The organism is Kribbella sp. (assembly GCF_035687465.1).
Taxonomy (GTDB): Bacteria; Actinomycetota; Actinomycetes; order Propionibacteriales; family Kribbellaceae; genus Kribbella.
This window is the reverse complement of sequence record NZ_DASRXP010000328.1, coordinates 1-20,928: the sequence shown is the minus strand read 5'-3', so window position 1 is coordinate 20,928 and position 20,928 is coordinate 1. Positions and strand designations below refer to the sequence as shown.

26 protein-coding genes are annotated in these 20,928 nt (G+C 66.6%); 17 read left to right on the top strand and 9 right to left on the bottom strand.

What is annotated here, in order from left to right; genetic code table 11:
- Positions 1 to 58: 58 nt before the first annotated feature.
- Positions 59 to 448, bottom strand: coding sequence for an STAS domain-containing protein (locus VFG33_RS17315; RefSeq protein WP_325053913.1), 390 nt, complete (start codon positions 446 to 448; stop codon positions 59 to 61).
- A gap of 174 nt (positions 449 to 622) precedes the next feature.
- Positions 623 to 2,002 carry an LVIVD repeat-containing protein gene (locus tag VFG33_RS17310; protein ID WP_325053912.1) on the bottom strand — a complete coding sequence of 460 codons (1,380 nt, stop codon included), beginning with the start codon at positions 2,000 to 2,002 and terminating at the stop codon, positions 623 to 625.
- Between the two features lie 97 nt (positions 2,003 to 2,099).
- On the opposite strand from VFG33_RS17310, the gene VFG33_RS17305 reads away from it, so the two are divergent.
- The 5 genes from VFG33_RS17305 (at position 2,100) to VFG33_RS17285 (ending at position 6,822) form a co-directional block, all read left to right on the top strand.
- Entirely contained in the window at positions 2,100 to 2,747 is a 648-nt protein-coding gene (locus tag VFG33_RS17305; protein ID WP_325053911.1) for a DUF305 domain-containing protein, read from the top strand.
- 3 nt (positions 2,748 to 2,750) lie between these two features.
- Positions 2,751 to 3,494, top strand: coding sequence for an SDR family oxidoreductase (locus tag VFG33_RS17300; RefSeq protein WP_325053910.1), 744 nt, complete (start codon positions 2,751 to 2,753; stop codon positions 3,492 to 3,494).
- Positions 3,446 to 4,237: a DNA alkylation repair protein gene (locus VFG33_RS17295; protein ID WP_325053914.1), complete on the top strand. Its 792-nt coding sequence runs from the start codon at positions 3,446 to 3,448 to the stop codon at positions 4,235 to 4,237. The genes VFG33_RS17300 and VFG33_RS17295 overlap by 49 nt, the downstream gene beginning before the upstream one ends.
- Before the next feature lie 102 nt (positions 4,238 to 4,339).
- Positions 4,340 to 4,720, top strand: coding sequence for a VOC family protein (locus tag VFG33_RS17290; RefSeq protein WP_325053909.1), 381 nt, complete (start codon positions 4,340 to 4,342; stop codon positions 4,718 to 4,720).
- A gap of 95 nt (positions 4,721 to 4,815) precedes the next feature.
- Positions 4,816 to 6,822 carry a neutral/alkaline ceramidase gene (locus VFG33_RS17285; protein WP_325053908.1) on the top strand — a complete coding sequence of 669 codons (2,007 nt, stop codon included), beginning with the start codon at positions 4,816 to 4,818 and terminating at the stop codon, positions 6,820 to 6,822.
- Here the strand turns inward: VFG33_RS17285 and VFG33_RS17280 are convergent.
- Both VFG33_RS17280 and VFG33_RS17275 read right to left on the bottom strand, forming a co-directional pair.
- Positions 6,809 to 8,299, bottom strand: a complete 1,491-nt coding sequence (locus VFG33_RS17280; protein ID WP_325053907.1) for a DHA2 family efflux MFS transporter permease subunit — start codon at positions 8,297 to 8,299, stop codon at positions 6,809 to 6,811. The two genes, VFG33_RS17285 and VFG33_RS17280, sit on opposite strands and share 14 nt — an antisense overlap.
- Before the next feature lie 27 nt (positions 8,300 to 8,326).
- Complete coding sequence (locus VFG33_RS17275) at positions 8,327 to 9,052, bottom strand: hypothetical protein (protein ID WP_325053906.1); 726 nt, start codon at positions 9,050 to 9,052, stop codon at positions 8,327 to 8,329.
- Between the two features lie 190 nt (positions 9,053 to 9,242).
- Between VFG33_RS17275 and VFG33_RS17270 the strand changes: the two genes are divergently transcribed.
- The 9 genes from VFG33_RS17270 (at position 9,243) to VFG33_RS17230 (ending at position 16,131) form a co-directional block, all read left to right on the top strand.
- Positions 9,243 to 10,067 (top strand): DUF4397 domain-containing protein, encoded by an 825-nt coding sequence (locus VFG33_RS17270; protein ID WP_325053905.1) that lies wholly within the window; start codon positions 9,243 to 9,245, stop codon positions 10,065 to 10,067.
- 8 nt (positions 10,068 to 10,075) lie between these two features.
- Positions 10,076 to 10,717, top strand: a complete 642-nt coding sequence (locus tag VFG33_RS17265) for a class F sortase (RefSeq protein WP_325053904.1) — start codon at positions 10,076 to 10,078, stop codon at positions 10,715 to 10,717.
- A gap of 70 nt (positions 10,718 to 10,787) precedes the next feature.
- Positions 10,788 to 12,158, top strand: a complete 1,371-nt coding sequence (locus VFG33_RS17260; RefSeq protein ID WP_325053903.1) for a S41 family peptidase — start codon at positions 10,788 to 10,790, stop codon at positions 12,156 to 12,158.
- Between the two features lie 76 nt (positions 12,159 to 12,234).
- Complete coding sequence (locus VFG33_RS17255; protein WP_325053902.1) at positions 12,235 to 12,855, top strand: L-threonylcarbamoyladenylate synthase; 621 nt, start codon at positions 12,235 to 12,237, stop codon at positions 12,853 to 12,855.
- Between the two features lie 101 nt (positions 12,856 to 12,956).
- Entirely contained in the window at positions 12,957 to 13,919 is a 963-nt protein-coding gene (locus tag VFG33_RS17250) for a penicillin-insensitive murein endopeptidase (protein ID WP_325053901.1), read from the top strand.
- A 12-nt stretch (positions 13,920 to 13,931) separates the two neighbouring features.
- Positions 13,932 to 14,576, top strand: coding sequence for a nitroreductase family protein (locus VFG33_RS17245; RefSeq protein ID WP_325053900.1), 645 nt, complete (start codon positions 13,932 to 13,934; stop codon positions 14,574 to 14,576).
- Between the two features lie 60 nt (positions 14,577 to 14,636).
- Entirely contained in the window at positions 14,637 to 15,167 is a 531-nt protein-coding gene (locus VFG33_RS17240) for a CGNR zinc finger domain-containing protein (RefSeq protein WP_325053899.1), read from the top strand.
- Positions 15,164 to 15,835, top strand: a complete 672-nt coding sequence (locus VFG33_RS17235; RefSeq protein WP_325053898.1) for an AzlC family ABC transporter permease — start codon at positions 15,164 to 15,166, stop codon at positions 15,833 to 15,835. Before VFG33_RS17240 ends, VFG33_RS17235 begins: the two co-directional genes overlap by 4 nt.
- Entirely contained in the window at positions 15,832 to 16,131 is a 300-nt protein-coding gene (locus VFG33_RS17230; protein WP_325053897.1) for an AzlD domain-containing protein, read from the top strand. Before VFG33_RS17235 ends, VFG33_RS17230 begins: the two co-directional genes overlap by 4 nt.
- On the opposite strand, the gene VFG33_RS17225 is transcribed toward VFG33_RS17230, so the two are convergent.
- The 3 genes from VFG33_RS17225 to VFG33_RS17215 all read right to left on the bottom strand — a co-directional run bounded on the left by VFG33_RS17225 (position 16,112) and on the right by VFG33_RS17215 (position 18,486).
- Entirely contained in the window at positions 16,112 to 16,618 is a 507-nt protein-coding gene (locus tag VFG33_RS17225; RefSeq protein WP_325053896.1) for a DNA polymerase ligase N-terminal domain-containing protein, read from the bottom strand. The two genes, VFG33_RS17230 and VFG33_RS17225, sit on opposite strands and share 20 nt — an antisense overlap.
- A gap of 57 nt (positions 16,619 to 16,675) precedes the next feature.
- Positions 16,676 to 17,500, bottom strand: coding sequence for a sigma-70 family RNA polymerase sigma factor (locus tag VFG33_RS17220; RefSeq protein ID WP_325053895.1), 825 nt, complete (start codon positions 17,498 to 17,500; stop codon positions 16,676 to 16,678).
- Positions 17,501 to 17,607: 107 nt separating this feature from the next.
- Positions 17,608 to 18,486: a LysR family transcriptional regulator gene (locus tag VFG33_RS17215; protein ID WP_325053894.1), complete on the bottom strand. Its 879-nt coding sequence runs from the start codon at positions 18,484 to 18,486 to the stop codon at positions 17,608 to 17,610.
- Between the two features lie 92 nt (positions 18,487 to 18,578).
- Between VFG33_RS17215 and VFG33_RS17210 the strand changes: the two genes are divergently transcribed.
- Together VFG33_RS17210 and VFG33_RS17205 are read left to right on the top strand one after the other, a co-directional pair.
- On the top strand, positions 18,579 to 19,322 hold the full coding sequence (locus VFG33_RS17210) for a class I SAM-dependent methyltransferase (RefSeq protein WP_325053893.1): 744 nt from the start codon (positions 18,579 to 18,581) through the stop codon (positions 19,320 to 19,322).
- 46 nt (positions 19,323 to 19,368) lie between these two features.
- Complete coding sequence (locus VFG33_RS17205) at positions 19,369 to 19,506, top strand: hypothetical protein (protein WP_325053892.1); 138 nt, start codon at positions 19,369 to 19,371, stop codon at positions 19,504 to 19,506.
- Between the two features lie 91 nt (positions 19,507 to 19,597).
- Here VFG33_RS17205 and VFG33_RS17200 read toward each other — a convergent pair whose 3' ends face one another.
- On the bottom strand, positions 19,598 to 19,870 hold the full coding sequence (locus VFG33_RS17200) for a DUF4235 domain-containing protein (protein WP_325053891.1): 273 nt from the start codon (positions 19,868 to 19,870) through the stop codon (positions 19,598 to 19,600).
- Positions 19,867 to 20,049, bottom strand: coding sequence for a hypothetical protein (locus VFG33_RS17195; RefSeq protein WP_325053890.1), 183 nt, complete (start codon positions 20,047 to 20,049; stop codon positions 19,867 to 19,869). Before VFG33_RS17195 ends, VFG33_RS17200 begins: the two co-directional genes overlap by 4 nt.
- Positions 20,050 to 20,167: 118 nt before the next feature.
- Here VFG33_RS17195 and VFG33_RS17190 point away from each other — a divergent pair, with 118 nt between their 5' ends.
- Complete coding sequence (locus VFG33_RS17190; RefSeq protein ID WP_325053889.1) at positions 20,168 to 20,539, top strand: glyoxalase superfamily protein; 372 nt, start codon at positions 20,168 to 20,170, stop codon at positions 20,537 to 20,539.
- The last annotated feature ends 389 nt before the right edge of the window (positions 20,540 to 20,928 follow it).

The window sequence follows — 20,928 nt, the reverse complement described above, 5'->3', positions numbered from 1 at the left end:
TGCGCCGCAGTCTAAAGCGTTTTAGCCGTGCCTACCCGGTCGAAAACGTCGTGTCGACCTACTGGACGTCGATCGCGCGGACAGCCTCCTCGGCCGAGGAGAAGATCTGGAACTGGCCGCCGAGCCCGGTGATGGCCAGCGGGCGGTCCACCGGTCTGCCGACGCCGACCAGGGCCAGGTCGATGCCCTGCTGACCGGCCAGCTTCCTGGCCTCGACCAGGTTGCCGAGGCCGGCGGAACTGCAGAACGTGACCGCCGAGACGTCGATCAGGACCATGCGGGCGGGGGGCGCGACCGCGGCCTGGATCGCCTCGGAGGCGAAATGGGTGGTGGCGATGTCGATCTCGCCGGACAACCGAACGAGCAGCACACCAGGCTGCAGCTCTTCGGTGACGGCGTCGAACGTGGTCTTGATCATCTCGCCGTCCTGGGACTCGGGCTGGCTCACGGCGGTCTCTCCCCCGGGCAGCTCCGTGAACGCCGGTCGGTCCTGGCGTGGTGGATAACGGCCCTGTGGGTAACCGTATGCCCGAACGCTCCGAGGTCACAACGGTTCTACCGGCAGTGACCTCGGAGCGTGATGTAAGCGCTTAGCTTTGCCTAGCCTGTTTCGGTCGGGATCTCAGCCCCAGAAGGCGGGTTGGGTCTGGACGTTGAGTTCCTTCAGCTTCACCCGGTTGGCCGGATCGGTGCGGCGGTCGGAGATCTTGAAGACGTCGAACGCCTTCACCGACTCGGTGCCGTAGATCGCGCCGTTGTAGTAATAGACGGACCAGTAGCCGCCGAAGGACGCCGGCTCGATCGGCGGGCGGTCGAAGTACCCGATCTCCTTCGGGTGCGCGGAGTCGGTGAAGTCCCAGACCGAGAAGCCGCCCTGGTACCACGCCTGCACCATGATGTCGCGGCCCTTGACCGGGATCAGCGAGCCGTTGTGGGAGACGCAGTTCTCCTCGACAGCCTGGTGCCGCGGGATCTTGTAGTAGCTGCGGAAGATCATCTTCTTCTTCTTGATGTCGAAGACCGCCGTGGCGCCCTTGTTCGGGCCGACCTCGGTGTTGCACTCGGCCGCGCCGCCACCGCCCAGCTCGTCCATGAAGACGACCTTGGTGCCGTCGCCGTTGAAGGTCGCGCCGTGCCAGAAGGAGAAGTTCGTCGTGTCCCGGACCCGGTCGATCACCCTGGGGGCGGCCGGCTTGGAGATGTCGAGCAGGATGCCGTCACCCATGCAGGCCCCCGCGGCGATGTTCTTCGCAGGGAAAGCGGTGATGTCGTGGCAGCCGCTGGTCGCGGAACCGGTCGGGCTGCCGGGGAAACCACCGTCCGGGAACAGCACCGGCGAGGCGACCACCGCTGCCTGCTCGGGGTTGCGCAGCGGCACCTTGATGATGTCGATGCGGTCGTTCGGCGGCTGGCAGTCCGGGTACTCCGCCCTCGGGTTGTACGAGGAGTTGTAGATGTAGACGGACCGCTTTCCCTTGTCCGGGATCAGGGTGTGCGTGTGCGAACCGCACTTGGTCTCGACGGCAGCGACGTACCGGGGATTCTTCGGGTCCTTGACGTCGAAGATCTTGATGCCCTCCCACGACTCCTTGAGCGTCGCCGACTGCGCGATGCTCGTGCAGGAGCTGTCAGTGCGGGAGGAGTCGGTACTGAGGAACAGCAGACCGTCGTAGATGCTGACGTCGTTCTGACTGCCCGGGCAGGAGACCTGGCTGATCAGCGCCGGTTTCGCCGGGTTGGCGATGTTGTAGATGGCGAACCCGGAGTAGTTGCCGACGTACGCCAGCTTGCCGGCGAAGGCGATGTCCGTGTTCACCCCGTCGGTCAGCGGGCCGCTCATCGGGGCGCTGGCGAGGTGCGTGATGTTGTCACTCTTGGTGGCACCGGTGTCCGGTGGCGTCGGCGAGTCGGCACTGGCGACGCCCGCGGCTCCGGAGAGCGCGGCGACCAGGCTGACTGCCAGGGTGAGACGGGCGAGCGAGCGGGGGCGGCCGATGCGCATGCCTTGGGTCCCTTCTTTTGTTGCCAGTGAATCGATTGCCTCAGGGTAAGCGTGATAGACACTGTGCGGAAGTGATTTGACACAAGGAGTGAGGCCTGTGACTCGTCTACGCCGGCTGCCCGCTGTCCTGCCAGCTCTCTTGTTGCTGGGTGTTGTCGGCTGCAGCAGCTCCGAGCCGGCCGCCGCGCCCGCGCCGTCTTCCACGGTGCCGGTGATCGTGCCGGGGACGCCAGGTGGCCCGAACCAGACGCTCGCCGCGCTGCCCAGCGCTTCGGCCACGGTGGATCCCGATGACGTGAAGTTTCTGGGCGACATGATGGTCCACCACACGCAGGCAGTGCAGATGACGGAGCGGGCGAAGACCGCCGCGGTGAACCCGAAGGTGAAGGCGCTGGCCGAGCGGATCCGGGTCGGTCAGCAGCCCGAGATCGAGGCGATGCGGCAGATGCTGACCGCCCGCGGCCAGACCCCGCCCAACCTCGAGCACGTCGAGCACATGGACCACAGCGCCATGCCCGGGATGGCGACCCCGGCGCAGCTGACCCAGCTGGGGAGTGCGACCGGCAAGCCGTTCGACACCCTGTTCCTGACCCTGATGATCAAGCATCATGAGGGCGCGGTGACGATGAGTGGCGAGCAGGAGAAGAACGGTGCCGACATCCGGGTCGGCGAGCTGGCCCAGGAGGTCACCGTCACCCAGACAAAGGAGATCGCCACCATGCGCCAGCTACTGAAGGACCTCTGAGTCATGGGTCAGCTCGAGGGCAGAGCGGCGCTGGTCACCGGCGGCTCTCGCGGCATCGGCGCGGCGATCGTCCGCCGTCTGGCCGCTGACGGCGCCGCGTTGACGTTCACCTACGCCAGCAACTCGGAGGCCGCGGACGAGGTCGTCGCCGCGGTCAAGGAGTCTGGTGGTCAGGCCGTCGCGGTTCAGGCCGATCAGGCGGACATCTCAGTCCTACCGGAGCTTTTCGCAACCGCGTCAGAGCCGACTGGCCACCTGGACATCCTCGTCTGCAATGCGGCCAGCGCCTTGGTAACCCCGATCGCCGACGTCACCGAGGCGGCGTACGACGAACTGATGGCCACCAACCTCAAGGGCCCGTTCTTCGCGATCCAGAAGGCAGGCGAGGTCCTTGCCGACGGCGGCAGGATCATCGCGCTCTCCACCTTGAACACCGCCATGCCAGCCCCGGGCATCTCCCTGTACGCCGGAAGCAAGGGCGCGCTGGAGCAGTTCGCCAAGGTCGCGTCCCGCGAGTACGGCGGCCGCGGCATCACGGTCAACACCGTTTCGCCCGGCGCCACCGACACCGACATGTTCCGCGAGTCCAACGAGGAGTCGGTGGCCGGGATGTTGGTCGGGATGACAGCCCTCGGGCGGGTTGGGCAACCGGCCGATATCGCGGACGTGGTCGCGTTCCTCGCCGGCCCGGACAGTCGCTGGATCACCGGCCAGAACCTCCGGGTCACCGGAGGGTTGCTGATCTGAGTACGGTCGACGACCTGCTGAAGGAAATCGACGCTGCGGCAGACCCCGCGGTCGCCGAGGTACTGAGCCGCTACTTCCAACTGAAGCCCGGCGGCTACGGCGAGGGCGACCAGATGATCGGCGTCAAGCTCTCTACCTTGCGCGGCATCATCAAGCCCTACATCCGCGCTGGGCTTGAATTGGCGTCCCTCGAGGCAGCACTCCACAGCCCCGTCCACGAACACCGCCTGGCAATCCTCTGCGTACTCGCCGACCGCGCGACCCTGGCCGGCAAGCCCCGTACTGCGAACCCGTCCGAGCGGGCCGCGATCCACGAGCTCTACGTCCGTAACACCGCATCCATCAACAACTGGGATCTCGTCGACTGCAGCGCCCCTCAGATCGTCGGCGCCTACCTCGCGGACAAACCCCGAGACACCCTCTACACGTTGATCGCTTCACCAAACTTGTGGGAACGCCGGATCGCCCTCGTCGCGACGTACGGCCTGATCACCCTCGGCCAAACCGCCGACATCTACGCCCTCGCCGCCCTGGTCCTCGACGACCGCGAAGACCTGATCCACAAAGCCGCCGGCTGGATGCTCCGAGAAGCAGGCAAACGCGTCGACGAACCAGACCTGCTGACCTTCCTCAACAACCACGCCCCCGCCATGCCCCGCACCATGCTCCGCTACGCCATAGAACGCCTCCCACCCAAAACCCGATCCCACTACCTAGCCCTCCCACGAACTCTGCATCCCTAGTGAAATTGTTGTGTTCGGGGGTTGGTTTGTTCGGTACGGTCGCGGGGTTGTTTTGCTGGGTGTGGCTGCCCGGCGGTTTCTAGGCTGAGAGCGGGTTTGTTCATGGCGTGTCGTATTAGTGAGCTGGTGCTCGGTTGCCGTGAGCCGGAGGTGCTGGCGCGGTTCTGGTGCGAGGTGCTGGACTTCGTCGTGCTCGATCGTGAGGAGGACGGCACGCTGGAGATCGGGCCGCGCGAAGGGTTCGGCGGTCCGCAGCCGACGATCATCCTCAGTCGCCAGGATGAGCCCGAGGAGGGGAAATCCCGGCTGCACATCGACGTCAACGCCACTGACCGCGATCAGGACGCCGAGCTCGAACGCCTCCTGGGCCTCGGTGCGCGCCCGGCTGACATCGGCCAGACAGGCGAGGAGGGGTGGCATGTCCTCGTCGACCCCGAAGGCAACGAGTTCTGCCTGCTCAAGAGGCGCCTCGACCCACTCTGAGGTTCGCCTTCGCCGTGACGGCTGAGGTCTTCACAGACAGCGAGGGGGTGGGTACTCTCTGGCAAAGGTGAAGGTTGCTCAGCTTTGGGAGAGCTATGGGGCGTCGGTCGCTGGTCGGGTTGGTTGCGGTTGCGCTGGCTGCTGTTGGTGGGGTGGGGGGCGTTGGGGTTGCGACTGCCGGCGCCGCGGCGCCGTACCTGGTGGGTAGGGGGATTTCGGATGTCACCGGGCCCGCGGCTGAGAACGGGATGATGGGGTATTCGAAGTTCGGGCAGAGCACGACCGGGATCCATCAGCGGTTGCGGTCTCGGGCCTATGTGGTGGTGGATCAGGGGAGTGGGTCGCGGGTCGCGTATGTGAATGCGGACCTGGGGATGATCTTCCAGGCGCAGCGGGATGCCGTGCTGGCCAAACTGCAGAGCCGGTACGGCGCGCTGTACAACGAGCGGAACGCGTTGTTGTCGGCGACTCACACGCACTCCGGGCCGGGTGGGCAGTCGCACAATCTGGCTTACAACCTGTCGATCCTCGGGTTCCAGAAGCAGGCGTTCGACGCGACGGTGGATGGGATCGTGGAGTCGGTCGTCGAGGCGCACGAGGACCTTGCCCCGGGCTCCATCAGTCTCGGGCGGAGTCAGCTCACCAATGCCAGCGTGAATCGTTCCCAGGTCGCGTTCGAGCAGAACCCTGCGGCGGACAAGGCCGCCTTCCCACAGGCGATCGATCCGGCCGTCACCGTACTGCGCTTCCAGCAGGGCGGGAACGACATCGGCGCGATCAACTGGTTCGCCACCCACGCGACTTCGATCACGAACGAGAACACGTTGATCAGTCCCGACAACAAGGGCTACGCGGCCTACCGGTGGGAACACGATCTCAAGGGAGTTCGCTACCTCGACCAGAGCGAGGGTTTTGTTGCCGCATTCCCCAATACCAACGCGGGCGACATGTCGCCGAACCTCAACCTGCAGCCGGGATCCGGGCCGACGGAAGACCCGGTGGAGAACTCCAAGATCATCGGCCAGCGCCAGTTGTCGGCCGCCGAGCAGGCGTATAACGGGCCGCAGGCAACAATCACCGGCGGCATCGACGCCCGGATGCGGTTTGTCGACATGTCGGCCGTCCAGATCGCTCCTGCCTACACACCGGATGGTCAGCCGCACCGCACCTGCCCCGGGGTGGTCGGCGTGTCCACCTTGGCCGGCAGTGTGGAAGACGGCCCGGGCATCGCGATCATCCCGGAGGGCGTGACGAATCCGTTCTTCGAGCTGCTCAAGCCGTTGAACGTCGACGTGCCGCCGTGGCTGATCAGTTGTCAGTCGCCGAAGGCGCCGGCGGTTCCGACCGGGTTGCTCCAGGCAACACCTGAGATCGTGCCGATCCAGTTGGTCAAGCTCGGGCAGTTCCACCTGGTCGCGGTTCCGGGTGAGGTGACGATCGTGGCCGGCCTGCGACTTCGCCGTACGGTGGCCCAAGAGCTCGGCGTACCGATCGAGAATGTGTTGATCCAGGGATATGCCAACGCCTACAGCCAGTATCTGACCACGCCCGAGGAGTACCAGCTCCAGCAGTACGAAGGCGGCTCCACCTTGTTCGGGAAGTACACGCTCCCGGCATATCAGCAGGAGTTCGCCAACCTCGCCAAGGCGATGAAAGCCGGTACTGCGGTAGCCGCCGGAACGCATCCCCCGAAGCCCGGTACTGCGGAACTCAACCTGCAGACGGGAGTCGTGTTCGACAGTCCGCCGTTGTTCAAGTCGTTCGGCCAGTTGCTGACGGATGCGGCCTCGTCGTACCAGGCGGGCCAGACCGTCCAGGTCGAGTTCGTCACCGGGCATCCGAAGAACAACCTGCACCGCAACGGCACGTTCCTCGAGGTCCAGAAGCTCAACGGGGGCCAATGGCAACGAGTCGCGGACGATGGGGACTGGGACACGACCTACCGTTGGGCCCGGACCGGACTGGCCGACTCCAAGGCCACCATCACCTGGAAAGCCGGTGCCCCGGGCACCTACCGGATCGTCCACCACGGGGACTCGAAAGCGTTGAACGGCGCGATCACCCCGTTCACCGGGACCTCGCGAACGTTCACCGTTTCCTAGTCGACGACAGCGGCGGTGCCTCCAGGGCGCAATGACGGTGGTGCTCGACCGGCTCGCGGACGACCGGCTGCGGTTCGGCGAGAGTGAACCACGCGAGCACGCTCCCGGCGGCGGCGAGAGCGGCCGAGATCCACATCGCCGTCTGGAAGCCATTGCTGAAGGCAACGGGATCCCGGTAGGAGTCGCCGGTGATCCCGGCCGCCAGTGGGATCGCGGCGACTGCCATCAGTTGCGCCGACCGCGCGACGGCGTTGTTCACACCCGACGCGATTCCGGCGTGGTGATCCTCGACCGAGGACAGCACCGTCGCGGTCAGCGGGGCGACCGTGCACACCAGCCCGAGGCCCAGCACGATGACAGCCGGCAGTACTGCGCTGACGTACCCCGCGCCAGGCTCGATCCGCAGCATCAACAGGAAGCCGGCAGCTAAGAGCAACGGGCCGATCGTCATCGGCAACCGGGGTCCGATCCGTTCGGACAGGCCGCCCGCGTAGCCCGACAGCGTCAGCATCAGCACGGTCATCGGCAACAGAGCCGCGCCCGACCAGAGCGCGTCGTAGCCGAGTGCCGTCTGCAGGTAGACGACCAGCAGGAAGGTCGCAGTACCCAGTGCGCCGTACACGACGACTGTGACCAGGTTGGCGCCGGTGAAGCGCATGTTGGCGAAGATCCCCGGCGGCAGCATCGGGTGCGAGCTACGGCGCTCGACCTCCACGAACACCGCCAAAGCAAGAACTCCAACAGCCAGGGCGACCTGGACGAGCGCGTCGCCGAAGCCGCGATCTCCAGCACTGATCAAGCCGTATGTCAGTCCCGCCAACCCAACAGTGGCGAGGACGGCTCCAGCGACGTCCAGTTTGCCGGTGGTCTCCTCGTCGCGGGTCTCGGGAATGTGCCGCAGCGTCACCAGCACGGTGGCGAGGGCGAGGGGGATGTTGATCAGGAAGATCAACCGCCACGAGCCGCTGTCCACCAGCCAGCCGCCGACGAACGGACCGATCGCCGCGGCGACGGACGTGAGACCGGACCAGGCACCGACCGCTTTGCCCCGGTCGGAATGCCGGAAGCTCGTCTGCAGGATCGCCAGACTGCCTGGAGTGAGCAGCGCACCGCCGATGCCTTGCAGCACCCGCCCGGCGATCATCACCTCGAGATTCGGCGCCGCCGCGCAGACAACCGAGGCGACCGCGAACCAGACCACGCCGACGACGAACAACCGCCGCCGGCCCAGCCGGTCGCCGAGCGAACCGCTGAGCAGGATCAGCGAGGCCAGCATCAGCATGTAGCCGTTGACGATCCACTGCAGCCCGGCGATGTCGGCGTTGAGGTCCTCGCCCATGGCCGGCAGCGCGACGTTCACCACGGTGCCGTCCAGGAAGGCCATTCCCGAGCCCAGCGCCGTGGCCGCGAGCACCCACCTGGCCCGCGCCGTACCGAAGGCGATCCGATCGCTGTTCTCAGGCTCCGCGTCGACCATGAGGACAGCCTAGGGGCGACCGGCCGATCAGGGCTGCAGCGGAAGGTTCAGTTGCAGTACTGCGAGCGCCTGGGCGGCCGGGATTCCCTGCTGGATCCCCAGCCCGGGTGGTTCGCCGACCGCGCAGCGGGTCTCCTGGAGTCGCGGGCAGACCACGTTGAGCAGTCCGCCACCGGACACCGCCAGGTTGGTGGGCAGCGTGTCGTCGGTGTCCGCGGCGAGAGGGCTGATCGCGGCTGAAGCTCGCCTGGCCTTGGAATGCAGTCTGCTGACACTCGATCCGGTCAGGCGATAGGTCAGCTTGAGCTTGGTGGCGGACGTGACCAGCGGGAGATCCCGGGCCTTGTTCACCTCGGTCTGGTCCAGCGAGACCGGCTGCCCGTCCGCGACCACTTGCAGGTTCGTCGCCTTCGGAGCGGTCCGGATCATCATCCCCTGCAGGCGTTCGCCCGATTCCGGCGGCCGAAGTTGCACGATGCTCGTCGCGCCGCGCAGCAGGATGTCCTCGGTGATGTCGAAGCTTCCGTCACCGCGCGGTACGGCGGTGAGGTGGATCCCCGGCGCGGTCTGGCCCGGGCCCTCGGCCGTGGGTGGTGGTTGGACGGCTACTGCGGGCTCGCTGCTGAGGAGGCCGGGGCTCGGCGGCGTCGGTGCCGCCAGTTCGGCGGAACAGGACGTGGCTGTGCTCAGCCCCAGTGCCAGCGCGCCGATCGCCAGCACCCGGCTTCCGCTTCCCGTGCGTCGTCCGGACATGGATCATCGCCCCCAAGAGACCCGGCCACTTCCTCTGGTGGCCGGACCGACTTCCGCATACGATACGCCGAAATTATGTTTCGTGAGCAGAATTCAAAAGGGTAATTCCGAGGGGGGCAAAATGCGAGGACAGAGCGTATCCGGGCAAATTCGAACAGTCGCCGAGGGGGTTCGGGCTGGTATTTCGAGAATGTCAGGTCCGAATTATCGCAGGGTCATTCCGCTGCTGCTGGCGGTGACGGTCGCCGGCCTGTCGGCATCGGTCGCGGTGCCGGCTGATGCCGCCGGCAACGGGGTGCTGAACATCGTCCAGGGCCTGCCCGGCCGGACGCTCGACATCACTGTCGACGGCCGCACCGTGGGGACCGGGGTCCAGGCGGCCAAGATCGTCGAAGGCGTGAAAGTGGCGGCCGGGCAGCGCCGGCTGACCGCCAAGGAGGGCGGGAAGGTCGTCATCGACCGGCAGGTCTCGGTGGGTGCCGGCAGCAACCTCGACGTCGTCATCCATCGGCCGGCCTCGCCCACCGCGGGTCCGGTGATCACCACCTACACGAACAAGTTGACTGCCGTAGCGGCGGACAAGGCGTCCGTCCGGGTCGCGCACACGGCAGCGGTCGGGCCGGCGGATATCCGGGTGAACGGCAAAGTGATGTTCGCGAACGTGGCGAATGGTGAATCACTCGACGTAGTCGTTCCGGCTGGAACATACTCGGTCGACATCGTGCCGACCGGCGCGAGTTCACCTGTTGTTCTCGGCCCGTTGCCATTGCAGGTCAAGGCCGGTCTTCTGTACCGCGTTTTCGCGGTAGGGGAACCGAACTCGAAGACGATGACCGTCGCCGTGGCGACGATCAAGTTGCCGACGACGGGGACGGGCAAGCCGGACCTGGTGAACACCGGGACCGGAGGTCAGGCCGCCGGGATGATGGAGTCCCGGCCGTCCCTTCTTCCGTTGGTCGCGTTCCTGGCTGTTGGCGCCCTGCTGCTGACGGTGCGGAAGGCGGCACGTCGCTGAAGAAGTGTTTGCTCGGACTGCTGTTGTTCTGCGTGACCCTGGAGGGGTGTGCCGCGCAGGTTGGTACAGCGGCCTCGAGTTCAGAGGCGGGGGGTGGCGCTGCCGGACAGGCAGCGCCGCCGTCCGCAGGACCTACTGCGCCCGCGGGCGCGGTACCCCCGGGCCGGGTCGGTACTCCGGCCGCGAGCCAGCGGGTTCGCTTCATCCCGACCGAGGTCGTCCTGCCTGGTGGTGCGCACGCGCCGGTGCTTCCGGCGAGCACGGTGAACGGGCAGCTGGTCGTGCCCGAAAAGGTCGAGCGAGTCGGCTGGTGGGATGGCGGTGCACAGGCGGGTGATCCCTTCGGAGCGGCGGTTCTGGCCGGCCATGTGGACTCGGCTCAGGAGGGGATCGGCTTCTTCGTGCGCCTGCGGCGGGTCAAGCCGGGCGAGACCGTCGTACTGCGCGGCGCCGGCCACACCGCGTCGTACCGGGTGAGTTCGGTGGAATCCGTGCCGAAGGACGCACTCGCGACGACAAGCGGCGCCTTCGACCAGACCGTTGATCATCGACTGGTGCTGATCACCTGCACCGGCGCGTACGACGCGGCGAAGGGTGGTTATGAGCAGAACCTGGTCGTGACTGCTCAGCCAGTCGGACTGGCGAGGTAGAGCTAGGCCTACCTCGCGAGGGGGCTTCGCTCCCTGGCCGCTTGGTCGCTGCCCGGCGAGGGTTGTCGGCATGGACTCTCAGACGTTCCGTCCCACTCGCCGACTGCTCGTCGCGGTCGGTGTCGCCGCCGGACTGGTCGCGGCCCCACTCTCCGCGCCGCTGGCGGCCACCGCTGCCGCGTCGACGGACGGTATCTGGCAGACCGACGGCTACGGCACGATTGTTGCCGTTGACAACGGTAAGGCCCAGCTCTACCAGACCACCAGCATCAGTTGCACGCCGGCCGCCGTCTACATCCAGGATGGCGACCGATTCACTGCTGACGAGCAACAACCCTTCACTCTGAAGGTCCATCGGGACCGTGCGGTGATGCATGCCGAGGGCAATGTCGGGGAGAAGCAGTTGCGGCGGTTGGCGAAGCTTCCAAAGAACTGCACAGTGCCGGGTGTGACCGGGCCGCTCGCGGTCTTCGACCAGTTCTGGACCACCTTTGACGAGAATTACCCGTTCTTCGGGGCCAAAGGCATCGACTGGAACGCGGCCCGCGCGCAGTACCGGCCGTTGGTGAAGCCGGGGATGTCCGAGGAGGCGCTGCTCGAGTTGCTGGGTGCCATGATCAAGCCGCTGGGCGACGCACACACCGCCATCCGTACTCCGGACGGCGAGATGTTCCAAGGCGTGCGGCCCGGGACCACCTTCCCGGACGAGCACCTCGAGGCGAAGATCCGCCCGTACATCGAGGACGTCGCGCTCAAGGGTGCGAAGTTCACGTCGTACGCCAACAACCGGATCGGGTACGCCGAACTGCCCGGCGGCATCGGCTATCTGCGGGTGATCTCGTTCTTCGGCTACCTCAACGACTTCCCGGACTACACCATCGATCGGGCGGAGCTCGATCGCACCCTCGACACGATCCTGGCGAAGAAGCCGCGCAAGCTGATCGTCGACCTGCGACTCAACGGCGGCGGCTCGGACCAACTCGGCCTCGACCTCGCGTCGCGGCTCACCGGTCGCCCGTACTTCGCCTACTTCAAGCGCGCCCGCAACGACCCGCGGAACCCGTCCGCCTTCACCGCCCCACAACCCCTGTTCGTCCAGCCCAGCAAGCGCAGCTCGTACTCCGGTCCGATGGTCCTGCTGACGGGTGGTTCGCAGATGAGTGCCGGCGAGACCTTCACCCTGGCGATGATGAACCGCACGCCCAGACCGGTCCGGATCGGTGAGAACACCCAGGGCGTCTTCTCCGACGTCCTCCAGCGCACTCTCCCCAACGGCTGGGAGTTCATCGTCCCCAACGAGGAATTCAGGACCCTGACCTGGAAGTCCTTCGACGGCCCCGGCATCCCGCCTGACATCCGTCGCCCCGTCTTCACCCCCGAACACCTCGCCACCCGCCAGGACCCCGCCTTCGCCGAAGCCGTCACCCACCTGAGCAGCTAGCGTCCGAAGAACTGGCGGGACGTCCCGCCAGTTCTTCGGACGTTGCGGGTGGGTGGGGACGCTAGGGTCGGGGGTTATGGCTAGGTATTTCGATGTGCATCCGGAGAATCCGCAGAAGCGGGCTGTCGGGCAGGTGGTGGACCTGGTTCGCGAGGGTGGGTTGATCGCGTATCCGACGGACTCCTGTTTCGCACTCGGGTGCCAGTTGGGGAACCGGGAGGGGATCGACCGGATTCGCGCGATCCGGCACCTGGACGATCGGCACCACTTCACGCTGGTCTGTCAGGACTTCGCGCAGCTCGGGCAGTTCGTGCACATCAGCAATGCGGTGTTCCGGTCGATCAAGGCGGCAACTCCCGGGAGCTACACGTTCATCCTGCCGGCGACCAAGGAAGTTCCGCGGCGGCTACTGCATCCCAAGAAGAAGACGGTCGGGGTGCGGATTCCTGATCACGTGGTCGCGCGGGCGTTGGTCGAGGAGCTGGGCGAGCCCTTGCTGTCGAGCACATTGCTGCTGCCGGACGAGGAAGAGCCGATGACGCAGGGGTGGGAGATCAAGGAACTGCTCGACCACCAGGTGGATGCGGTGATCGACTCCGGCGACTGCGGCACCGAACCGACCACGGTGATCGACTTCTCCGAAGACTTCCCCGCAATAGTCCGCCGCGGCGCCGGCGACCCCACCCCCTTCGAGTAAGCCTGAGGGGTTGCGGTTGGGAAATATGTGGCTGAAAGTTGCCGCGAGAGGTTAGTGATTGTCAGAGCTGAACCGTTCACCGCCCTGAATGGAGACAAGCGATGAGAAGACTCGGCCCGGCCGTCCTCGCGGTACTGCTGTTGATCGGCCTCACGCCCAGTACTGCGCAGGCCTACGCGAACGCCTTCTTCCCGACCCAGAGCACCGGCAACCGCGGTGCCGACGTGCTCGCGATCCAGTACCTGCTGCAGCACCACGGTCAGTCCGCCCCGGCCGACGGCGTCTTCGGCGCGTCCACGGTCGCCGCTGCCAAGGCTTTCCAGACCGCCAAGGGGCTCGGCTCGGACGGCATTGTCGGACCACAGACTTGGGGCGCCCTCGTTCCCACGATCAGCTCCGGCGCCGCCGGCGCCGCAGTACGGGCTCTGCAGGTCGAGTTGAACGCCAAGCGCCGCCTCAGCCTCCCCGTCGACGGAGTCTTCAGTACCGCGGTACGCGACGCCGTCATCGCCTTCCAATCGCACGCGGGCATCGGCGCGGACGGCATCGTCGGGCCGGTCACGTGGCGCAACCTCGCCTGGCACTACGACTACCCCGACTTCGCCGCGAACCTGTGTGACCAGGACCCCGACGGCAACGGCACGGCCGCCAACTGGGCAACCTCAGCTGCCGCCGCCCAACTCGAACAAGCCGCCCGCTCCTTCGCGGGGACAAGCCAGGGCAAGGTCCCGTACGGCGATGCCGGGTTCGAGCACGGCGGTGATATCCCCGGTCACGGCAGTCACGAGGTCGGCCTCGACATCGACATCTGGCCGATCCGCACCGACAGCGCGCAATGCACGGCAGGCCGCATCACCTGGCAGTCCGCCACGTACGACCGGGCCGCGACCCGGCAACTCGTCCAGGCGATCCGGGCTGCGGCACCAGGGCACGTACGGCTCGTCTTCTTCAACGACCCGGTCCTGATCAACGAGGGCCTCACCACCCAGTGGGAAGCACACGACAACCACCTCCACGTCCGCTTCTGTGAGGTAGTCCACCCGAACAGCCTGTACACCTGCTGACAAACTGGCGCAGTGACCACACTGGACCTGACTCCCGATGAACTGCTCACCACTACTCGTACTGTCCGGAAGCGGTTGGATCTGGACAGGCCGGTGCCGCTGGAGTTGATCCGCGAGTGCATCGAGATCGCGCTGCAGGCTCCCTCCGGTAGTAACCGGCAGACGTGGCACTGGCTGGTGATCACCGACGCGGACAAGCGGGCCGAGGTCGGCGAGTACTACCAGCGCTCGGTCGCGCAGTACCTGGACTCCTCGGGCGCGGCCGGGCGGCTGTATGCCGATGACCCGAACCGGGCGCCGGTTCAGCGGCGGGTCGGGTCGAGCGTGGAGTACCTCGGCGAACGGATGGGCCAGGTGCCGGTCCTGGTGCTTCCCTGCATCCGGTCGAAGTCGCTGCCTACGGGCAACCAGGGCGGCTTCTGGGGTTCGATCCTGCCGGGGGCGTGGAGCTACATGCTCGCGGCCCGGGCTCGCGCGCTCGGAACCGCCTGGACCACCTTGCATCTCCAGTACGAGAAGGAGATCTCGGAGGTCCTCGGTCTGCCGGACGACGTCCACCAAGCGGTGCTCATCCCGACGGCGTACACGATCGGCACGGACTTCAAGCCGGCTGCTCGGCAGCCCCTGGACGAGGTCCTTCATCTCAACACCTGGTAAGACAGCCCTTGGCTAACGAGCAAAAGAGGTTTAGCTTGTTAGTCGAGGGGGTGATGACGGATGGACTACGAGCCAGAGTTGATCGGCGGGCACCTGAGCCTCGACCTGCTCAACACGGTTGCCTGGCGCCTGGACGACGAGCGCCGGATCGACCGGATCGCGGATCCCACCGGGCTCAGCACCTGGCTGTCCGCGACTGGGTTGCCACAGTCCAAGGACTTCCAGCGAATCGCGAGAGCCCGCGAGGCGGCGTACTGCGTGCTCCAACCGATCGCGATCGGCGCAGTACCGGAAGCCCGCGATGTGCAAGCTTTGCGCAAGGTGATGGTCGACGCGATTTCCCGGGCCGAACTCGTGCGGGTCAGCCCGCTCGAGTGGCACGCGGACGATCCGGCGATCGCCGTGGCTCTCGCGGTGTGGCGATTGCTCGAGGACGAGGATCTCAGCAGGTTGCGGCAATGCCAGGACGATGCGTGCGGCTGGCTGTTCCTGGATCGCAGCAAGAACGGTTCGCGGCGGTGGTGCAGTTCGGCTGACTGTGGCAACCGCGCCCGGGCCAAGCGGCACTACCAGCGCCTTCACTCCGCATGAGAAGAGAAGCCTTCGTCGACGGGATGAAACTCGGCGCGGGCCCCGGCAGCGCTGCTTTCGTGCTGGCGTTGAGCTTCGGCGCGGAGGCGGAGGCGCGCGGGTGGGGGTTCGGCCTGCCGGTGCTGTTCTCGATGTTCGCGTTCTCCGGTTCGGCTCAGTTCACCTTGCTGACCACGCTGGCCAGCGGGTCCGCGCTCGCCGCGATCACTGCGGCCATCCTGATCAACGCCCGTTACCTGGTGATGAGCGTTGCCCTGAACAACAGTCTTCGCGGCGGCCGGCTCTTCCGTGCGTTGCAGGCGCAGGCGTTGGTCGATGCTTCGTTCGTCGTTGCCCACCGCAACGATGGCGGGTACGACGTGGCGCGGCTGATCGGGGCGAGTGTGCCGCAGTGGCTCTTCTGGGTGAGCGGCACCGCGATCGGCGCGCTGACCTCACCATCACCGGACCTGATGCACACGCTCGGCCTCGACGTCACGTTCCCCGCCTTCTTCCTCATCCTGGCGTTGGACGAACTCCGGCGATCGTCCCGAGCGACCGTGGCGGCTCTCCTCGGTGCGGTGATCGCGGCCGCGCTACTGCTCGTGACCAGTCCTGGTTATGCCCTGCTCGGAGCCACGGCGGCCGCGCTCATCGGAGTACTGCCTGAGAAGGAGGAAACGGCATGAGGGTCTGGCTTTCCGTCCTGGCGGTGACGGTCATCAGTTGGCTGATGAAGGCGAGTGCGCCGCTGATCATCGGTCAACGGAAGCTGCCGCCCGCTGCGATCAGGATGACCGCGCTGATGGCACCCGCGCTGCTGGCCGGCTTGATCGTGACGGAGCTAGGCGGCAAGGAACTGGACTGGACGCAGCTGGCCGGCGTCGGTGCGGCGGGCGTACTGAGCCTGGCCAAGGTGCCGATGTTGGTGGCGGTCGCGGCGGCGATCGTCGTGACCGCGGTGCTCAGGCTGACGGTCTCGTAGCCGCCATCTCTTCGATGGTCAGGCCGCTGAGGACGGATTGCGGCTCCTCGGCAGTGAGGTCCACGTCAGCATCGGCCGCGGCGTCACGCACTTTGACTAGCAGCCAATCTCGCTCAGTACGCGTGAAAGCCCAAGCCCCGGTCAGTTTGGTCCCGTGCAGGCTGAACTTGAGGTGACCCCGCTCGATTGCCTGAGCAGGTTCGATCAGGCGACGGCTCTTGTCCAGCGTGAGATTGGTGTAGGTGCCCGCGTCCCAGACGATCACAGCGCCACTGCCGTACTTGCTGTCGGCGATGACGCCCTCGTACCCGGCGTACTCGATCGAGTGATCGTCGGTAGGCACGGCCAGCCGCTTGACCGAGGGGTCGAGCGACGGGCCGCGTGGTACCGCCCAGGACTTGAGCACACCATCGACCTCGAGCCTGACGTCGTAGTGCAGTCTGCGCGCGTCATGCAGCTGCACCACGAAGATCGGTGCCTCAGGCATCTAGTCCTCCGCAGGTGGTCCACGTCAGTGTATGACGGGGACCACCTGCGAGGAGGTTCAGGCCGCGGCGGCGGTGGGGGGTTCGATCTGGTCGCGCAGGCGATCCAGGATGCCGCGGAGCAGGCGGGAGACCTGCATCTGGCTGACGCCGATCTCGGCGCCGATGTCAGCCTGGGTGTGACCCTCGATGAAGCGCAGCTCGAGGATCTTGCGTTCGCGCGGCGCCAGGTCGTTCAGCACCGGTTCCAGCACCGCGACCGCCTCGGTCCGCTCGAAGGCGGAATCCTCCTCGTCGGCGATCGTGTCGGCGAGGTTCGCGGTGGAGTCGCCGTCGACCGGGCGATCCAGTGAGAGCACGGAGAAACAGCCGTCCGCCGCGATCGCGTCCTCGACCTCGCAGACCCGGCTGCCGATCGCGGCGGCCAGCTCCTCGAGGGTCGGATCACGTTGCAGATCCTGCACGAGTTGCGGTCGCACCGCGGCGATGGATCCCTGCAGTTCTTGGAGTCTGCGCGGAATCCGGACGGTCCACGAGCAATCCCTGAAGTACCGTTTCACTTCGCCGCGGATGGTCGGTACGGCGTACGCGAGGAACGGTGTCTCGCTGTCGGTGCGGTAGCTGCGGGCGGCCTTGACCAGCCCGAGATAGGCGACCTGATCCAGGTCGTCGGATTCGACGCCGCGGCCGCGGAAGCGGCTGGCGATGCTGTGGGCGATGCCCAGGTTGAGTTGGATGGCTTCGTCCAGCAACGACTGCCGGACTCCCTCATCGATGGTGGTGGCCCGCCGGGACAGCAGATCCCGGGTGGCTTCGTCGCGGCGCTGCTTCGGATCGGAAGACTTACGCTCTTCGACGGTGGTGCCGGCAAGTACGGTAACCATGATTCTTGACCTCGCGACTGTGAGTCACGGCGCGGCACATGTCTGGACCGCGGTCAATATCTGCAGTCATTCCTACCCCACGGCTTTCGAAGTTATGCATCCGACGGTCAACTTCCCTCGAAGTTTCGCAGCGCGGCCAGGGCGGCGGTCGGAGCGTGGGTGGACTCGCGCCAGCGCAGTGACCAGCTGTACGGCGGGACGCCGGCGGCCAAGGGTCGGACCACGACACCGTCGGGATACGGCGTGGAGAGCAGTCCGATGGCGACGCACTCCCCGGCACGAACCAACTCGAGCGCAGAGCTGGTTCCGTCGGTACTGGCGGGATGCCGTCGCGGCGTGAAGCCCGCGGTCCGGCAACACCCGAGGATGAAGTCGTTCCACTCGGGCGCGAAATCGTCTCGCGGCAGGTAGTGAAGTTCGTCCGCCAACTCCCGTACCGCGACAGCGTCTGCCGCAGCGAGCGGGTGACCCTTAGGTAGAGCGACTCCGAGTGCCTCCCGCCGGATGAGCCGCTGCATGAGGCCGTCGGGCAAGTGCGCGGTAGACCCACACAAGCCGAGGTCGAGGTCACCGCTGAGCAGGCGTTGCTCCTGGTCGCGACTACCGCGACTGCTGACTTCCAGGCGTAGCGAAGGCAGTTGTTCGCGCAGTCGAGCCAACACAGCCCGTGGCGTTGCCAGGTCCGTCTGCAGCACGTCGATACGCAGTACCTGGTCTCGCCCGGCAGCGGCCATCGCCTCGGCCACGCCCGAGCGGATCGCGGCCAGCGCTCCCTGAGCATGCGGGAGGAAGGCGTCGCCCGCCGCGGTGAGAGTCACGCCGCGGGGAGACCGCTCGAACAGCTGGGTGCCCAGCTGGCTCTCGAGCCGTCGGATCTGGTTGCTGAGTGCCGGCTGTGACACATAGAGCCGGCGGGCGGCCGCGGTGAAATGCAGCTCCTCTGCCATCACCAGGAAATACCGCACCAACCGTAGATCGACGTCCATACCTTCCCCACCTGCAGCGATAACCAGAGGATGTGACGTTAGTGCGCTTGTGTCTTGGACGTCGAGCCCCTGAGGCGCGGAACGTGATCACCATGACGACACCGCGTGAAGAACTGAGAGCCAGCTGGGAGGACCAGCAGAGCGTGCACGAACCGGACCGCGAACTCCGGTTCCGCCTGATGCTGGACTACGTCGGCGAGCTCTCCGGGCCACCTCTGAAAGTCCTTGACCTCGCCTGCGGCCCTGGTTCGATCACCCGCCGGGTCCTGAACCGCTTCCCGGCCGCCCAGGTCGTTGCCGTTGACATCGATCCGCTGTTGCTCGACCTGGCCCGGGATGCCTTCGCCGGAGATGCCCGGGTCGAGGTGGTGTCGCGGCAGTTGGCCGACCCCGACTGGACGGAAGGATTGCCCACTGGCTTCGACGCCGTGCTGACCGCCACCGCCATGCACTGGTTCCCCGCCGACGCCCTGGCCGGGGTTTACGCGGGCGTCGCGAAGCTGCTCCGCTCAGGCGGCATCTTCGCGAACGCGGACCACGTCCCCGTCGCAGAGCCCGTACTGCGTGCCGCCGCTGACCGGTTGCACGACCAGTACCTGCGGAGCACCTTCGCCAGCGGGGTGGAGAACTGCGATCAGTGGTACGAGCGTGCGTACGCCGACCCGCAGTACGCGGGGCTCTGGGAGGAGCGGCAGAAGGCGTTCGGCCACTGGACCGGTGACCTGTTCGAGCGGGAGGGCTGGCACGTGGATCTACTCCGGCGAAACGGCTTCGAGCGAGCCGGCGCGGTCTGGCGGCAAGGCAACGACGCCCTGATCGTCGCCGTCCGCGCATAGGCGTCAGGGCATCGGGTACCTGCCGGGTTCTGGGAAGGAGGACGCGATGACAGAGCATCCGGCCGACGACTTCATCGGCGGCCAATTCGACGGACCGCTGGTGGACGACCTGATCGACGAGACCCGCGGACCGGAAGAAGATCCGCCCGGGGAGAGCCCGCCCACTCCTGAGCCGCCCGACTAGCCGCCGGTTACCCAAGGCCCGGCGTTGGCTGTTCGACGCCGGGGCCTTGGCAACCAGTACATTGCAACCTTCCTGTGCCCGCCGAACCTCTTCAGTTGCCGGGCCATTCGCCGGTCCAGCGTTCGAAGGCCTTGGCTCCGCCGCGATCCACGGCCGCCTTGACTACGGCGTACACGGCGCCCTGCAGCGCGGCAGCCAGCAGCAGCTGGCGCCACGGGTACTCCGACTGCAGAGCGTCGGGCGCGTCGTCCTCGTCGCTGACCCGGCGCCAGACCTGCTTGAAGATCGCGCCCGCGATCAGACCGCCGGCGATACCGGAGAGCAGCCCGAACGGGCGGTACGCGATCTTGGCTGCCTTGCTCACTTGTTGCACCCCACGATCCAGGCCGCTGCGCCGAGCGCAACCGCTCCGCCGACGGCGTGCTGCGGAACGGGCGGAGTGGCGTGCGAAACCTGGCGCTGCTGGGCCACGAGCGCGCCCACGTGTTCGTCCTGTCCGGTGCGGCGACCGTCCTCTCGGACGGCCTGTGGGTGCGTCGTCATGGTGTCTCCCGTTGGGTTCGGTGTACCGGCCCGGTACCCAGCGGCGATCACAGCAAGCAACCGCGGCGCGTTGTAGGTTGCTGTCACCGTGCTGGAACTGGATTGGGAGGGGCCAACGATGGACTGGAAGCTCGAACTGGTGTCGGTACCGGTCGCGGATGTGGACCGGGCGAAGGCGTTCTACACCGAGAAAGTCGGTTTCAACCTCGACCACGACCACCAGGTGACCGACGACCTGCGGTTCGTCCAGCTGACGCCGCCTGGGTCGGCGTGCTCGATCGCCATCGGCGCCGGCATGCCGCAGGCGGAGCCCGGCTCGGTCCGCGGCCTTCAGATCGTGGTCGCCGACGTGGCGGCCGCCCGGGCCGAGCTGGCCGGGCGTGGGGTCGAGGTCACCGAGGTCCAGGAATTCCCCTGGGGCAACTTCGTTATGTTCAACGACCCTGACGGCAACGGCTGGGCGCTCCAGCAGCTCCCGGTCTACAGCTGAAAAGTAGACAACGTTGCCACCGAACCAATCCGAGATACGGCTTGGGACGTTCACGGCGCGGTTGTAGGGTGTGATCTTGGTTGAGCAGTCAGCCGGCGTTGAATGCGCCGACGACTGCCGTCCCTGCCGAGGACGACGATGACCGATCTGAAGCATCACCCCAAAGCTGTTCATCGACACATTCCACTCGCCGCCCCTGTTCAGAAGTCAGGTGCTGCCATGCCAGTTGCCACTCCCACGGCGCCTCCCGTCGACGTGCACGTCCGGATCGGCGGTCGCTGGATCGCCGGCCAAGCGCTTTCCGAGCGCTCCGGCCCGGCCGGCAGCGAGGTGCTGATCAGCCACCACGGCCACCTGGTCTGGGTGGATCAGGAGCAGGTCCGCCGGCC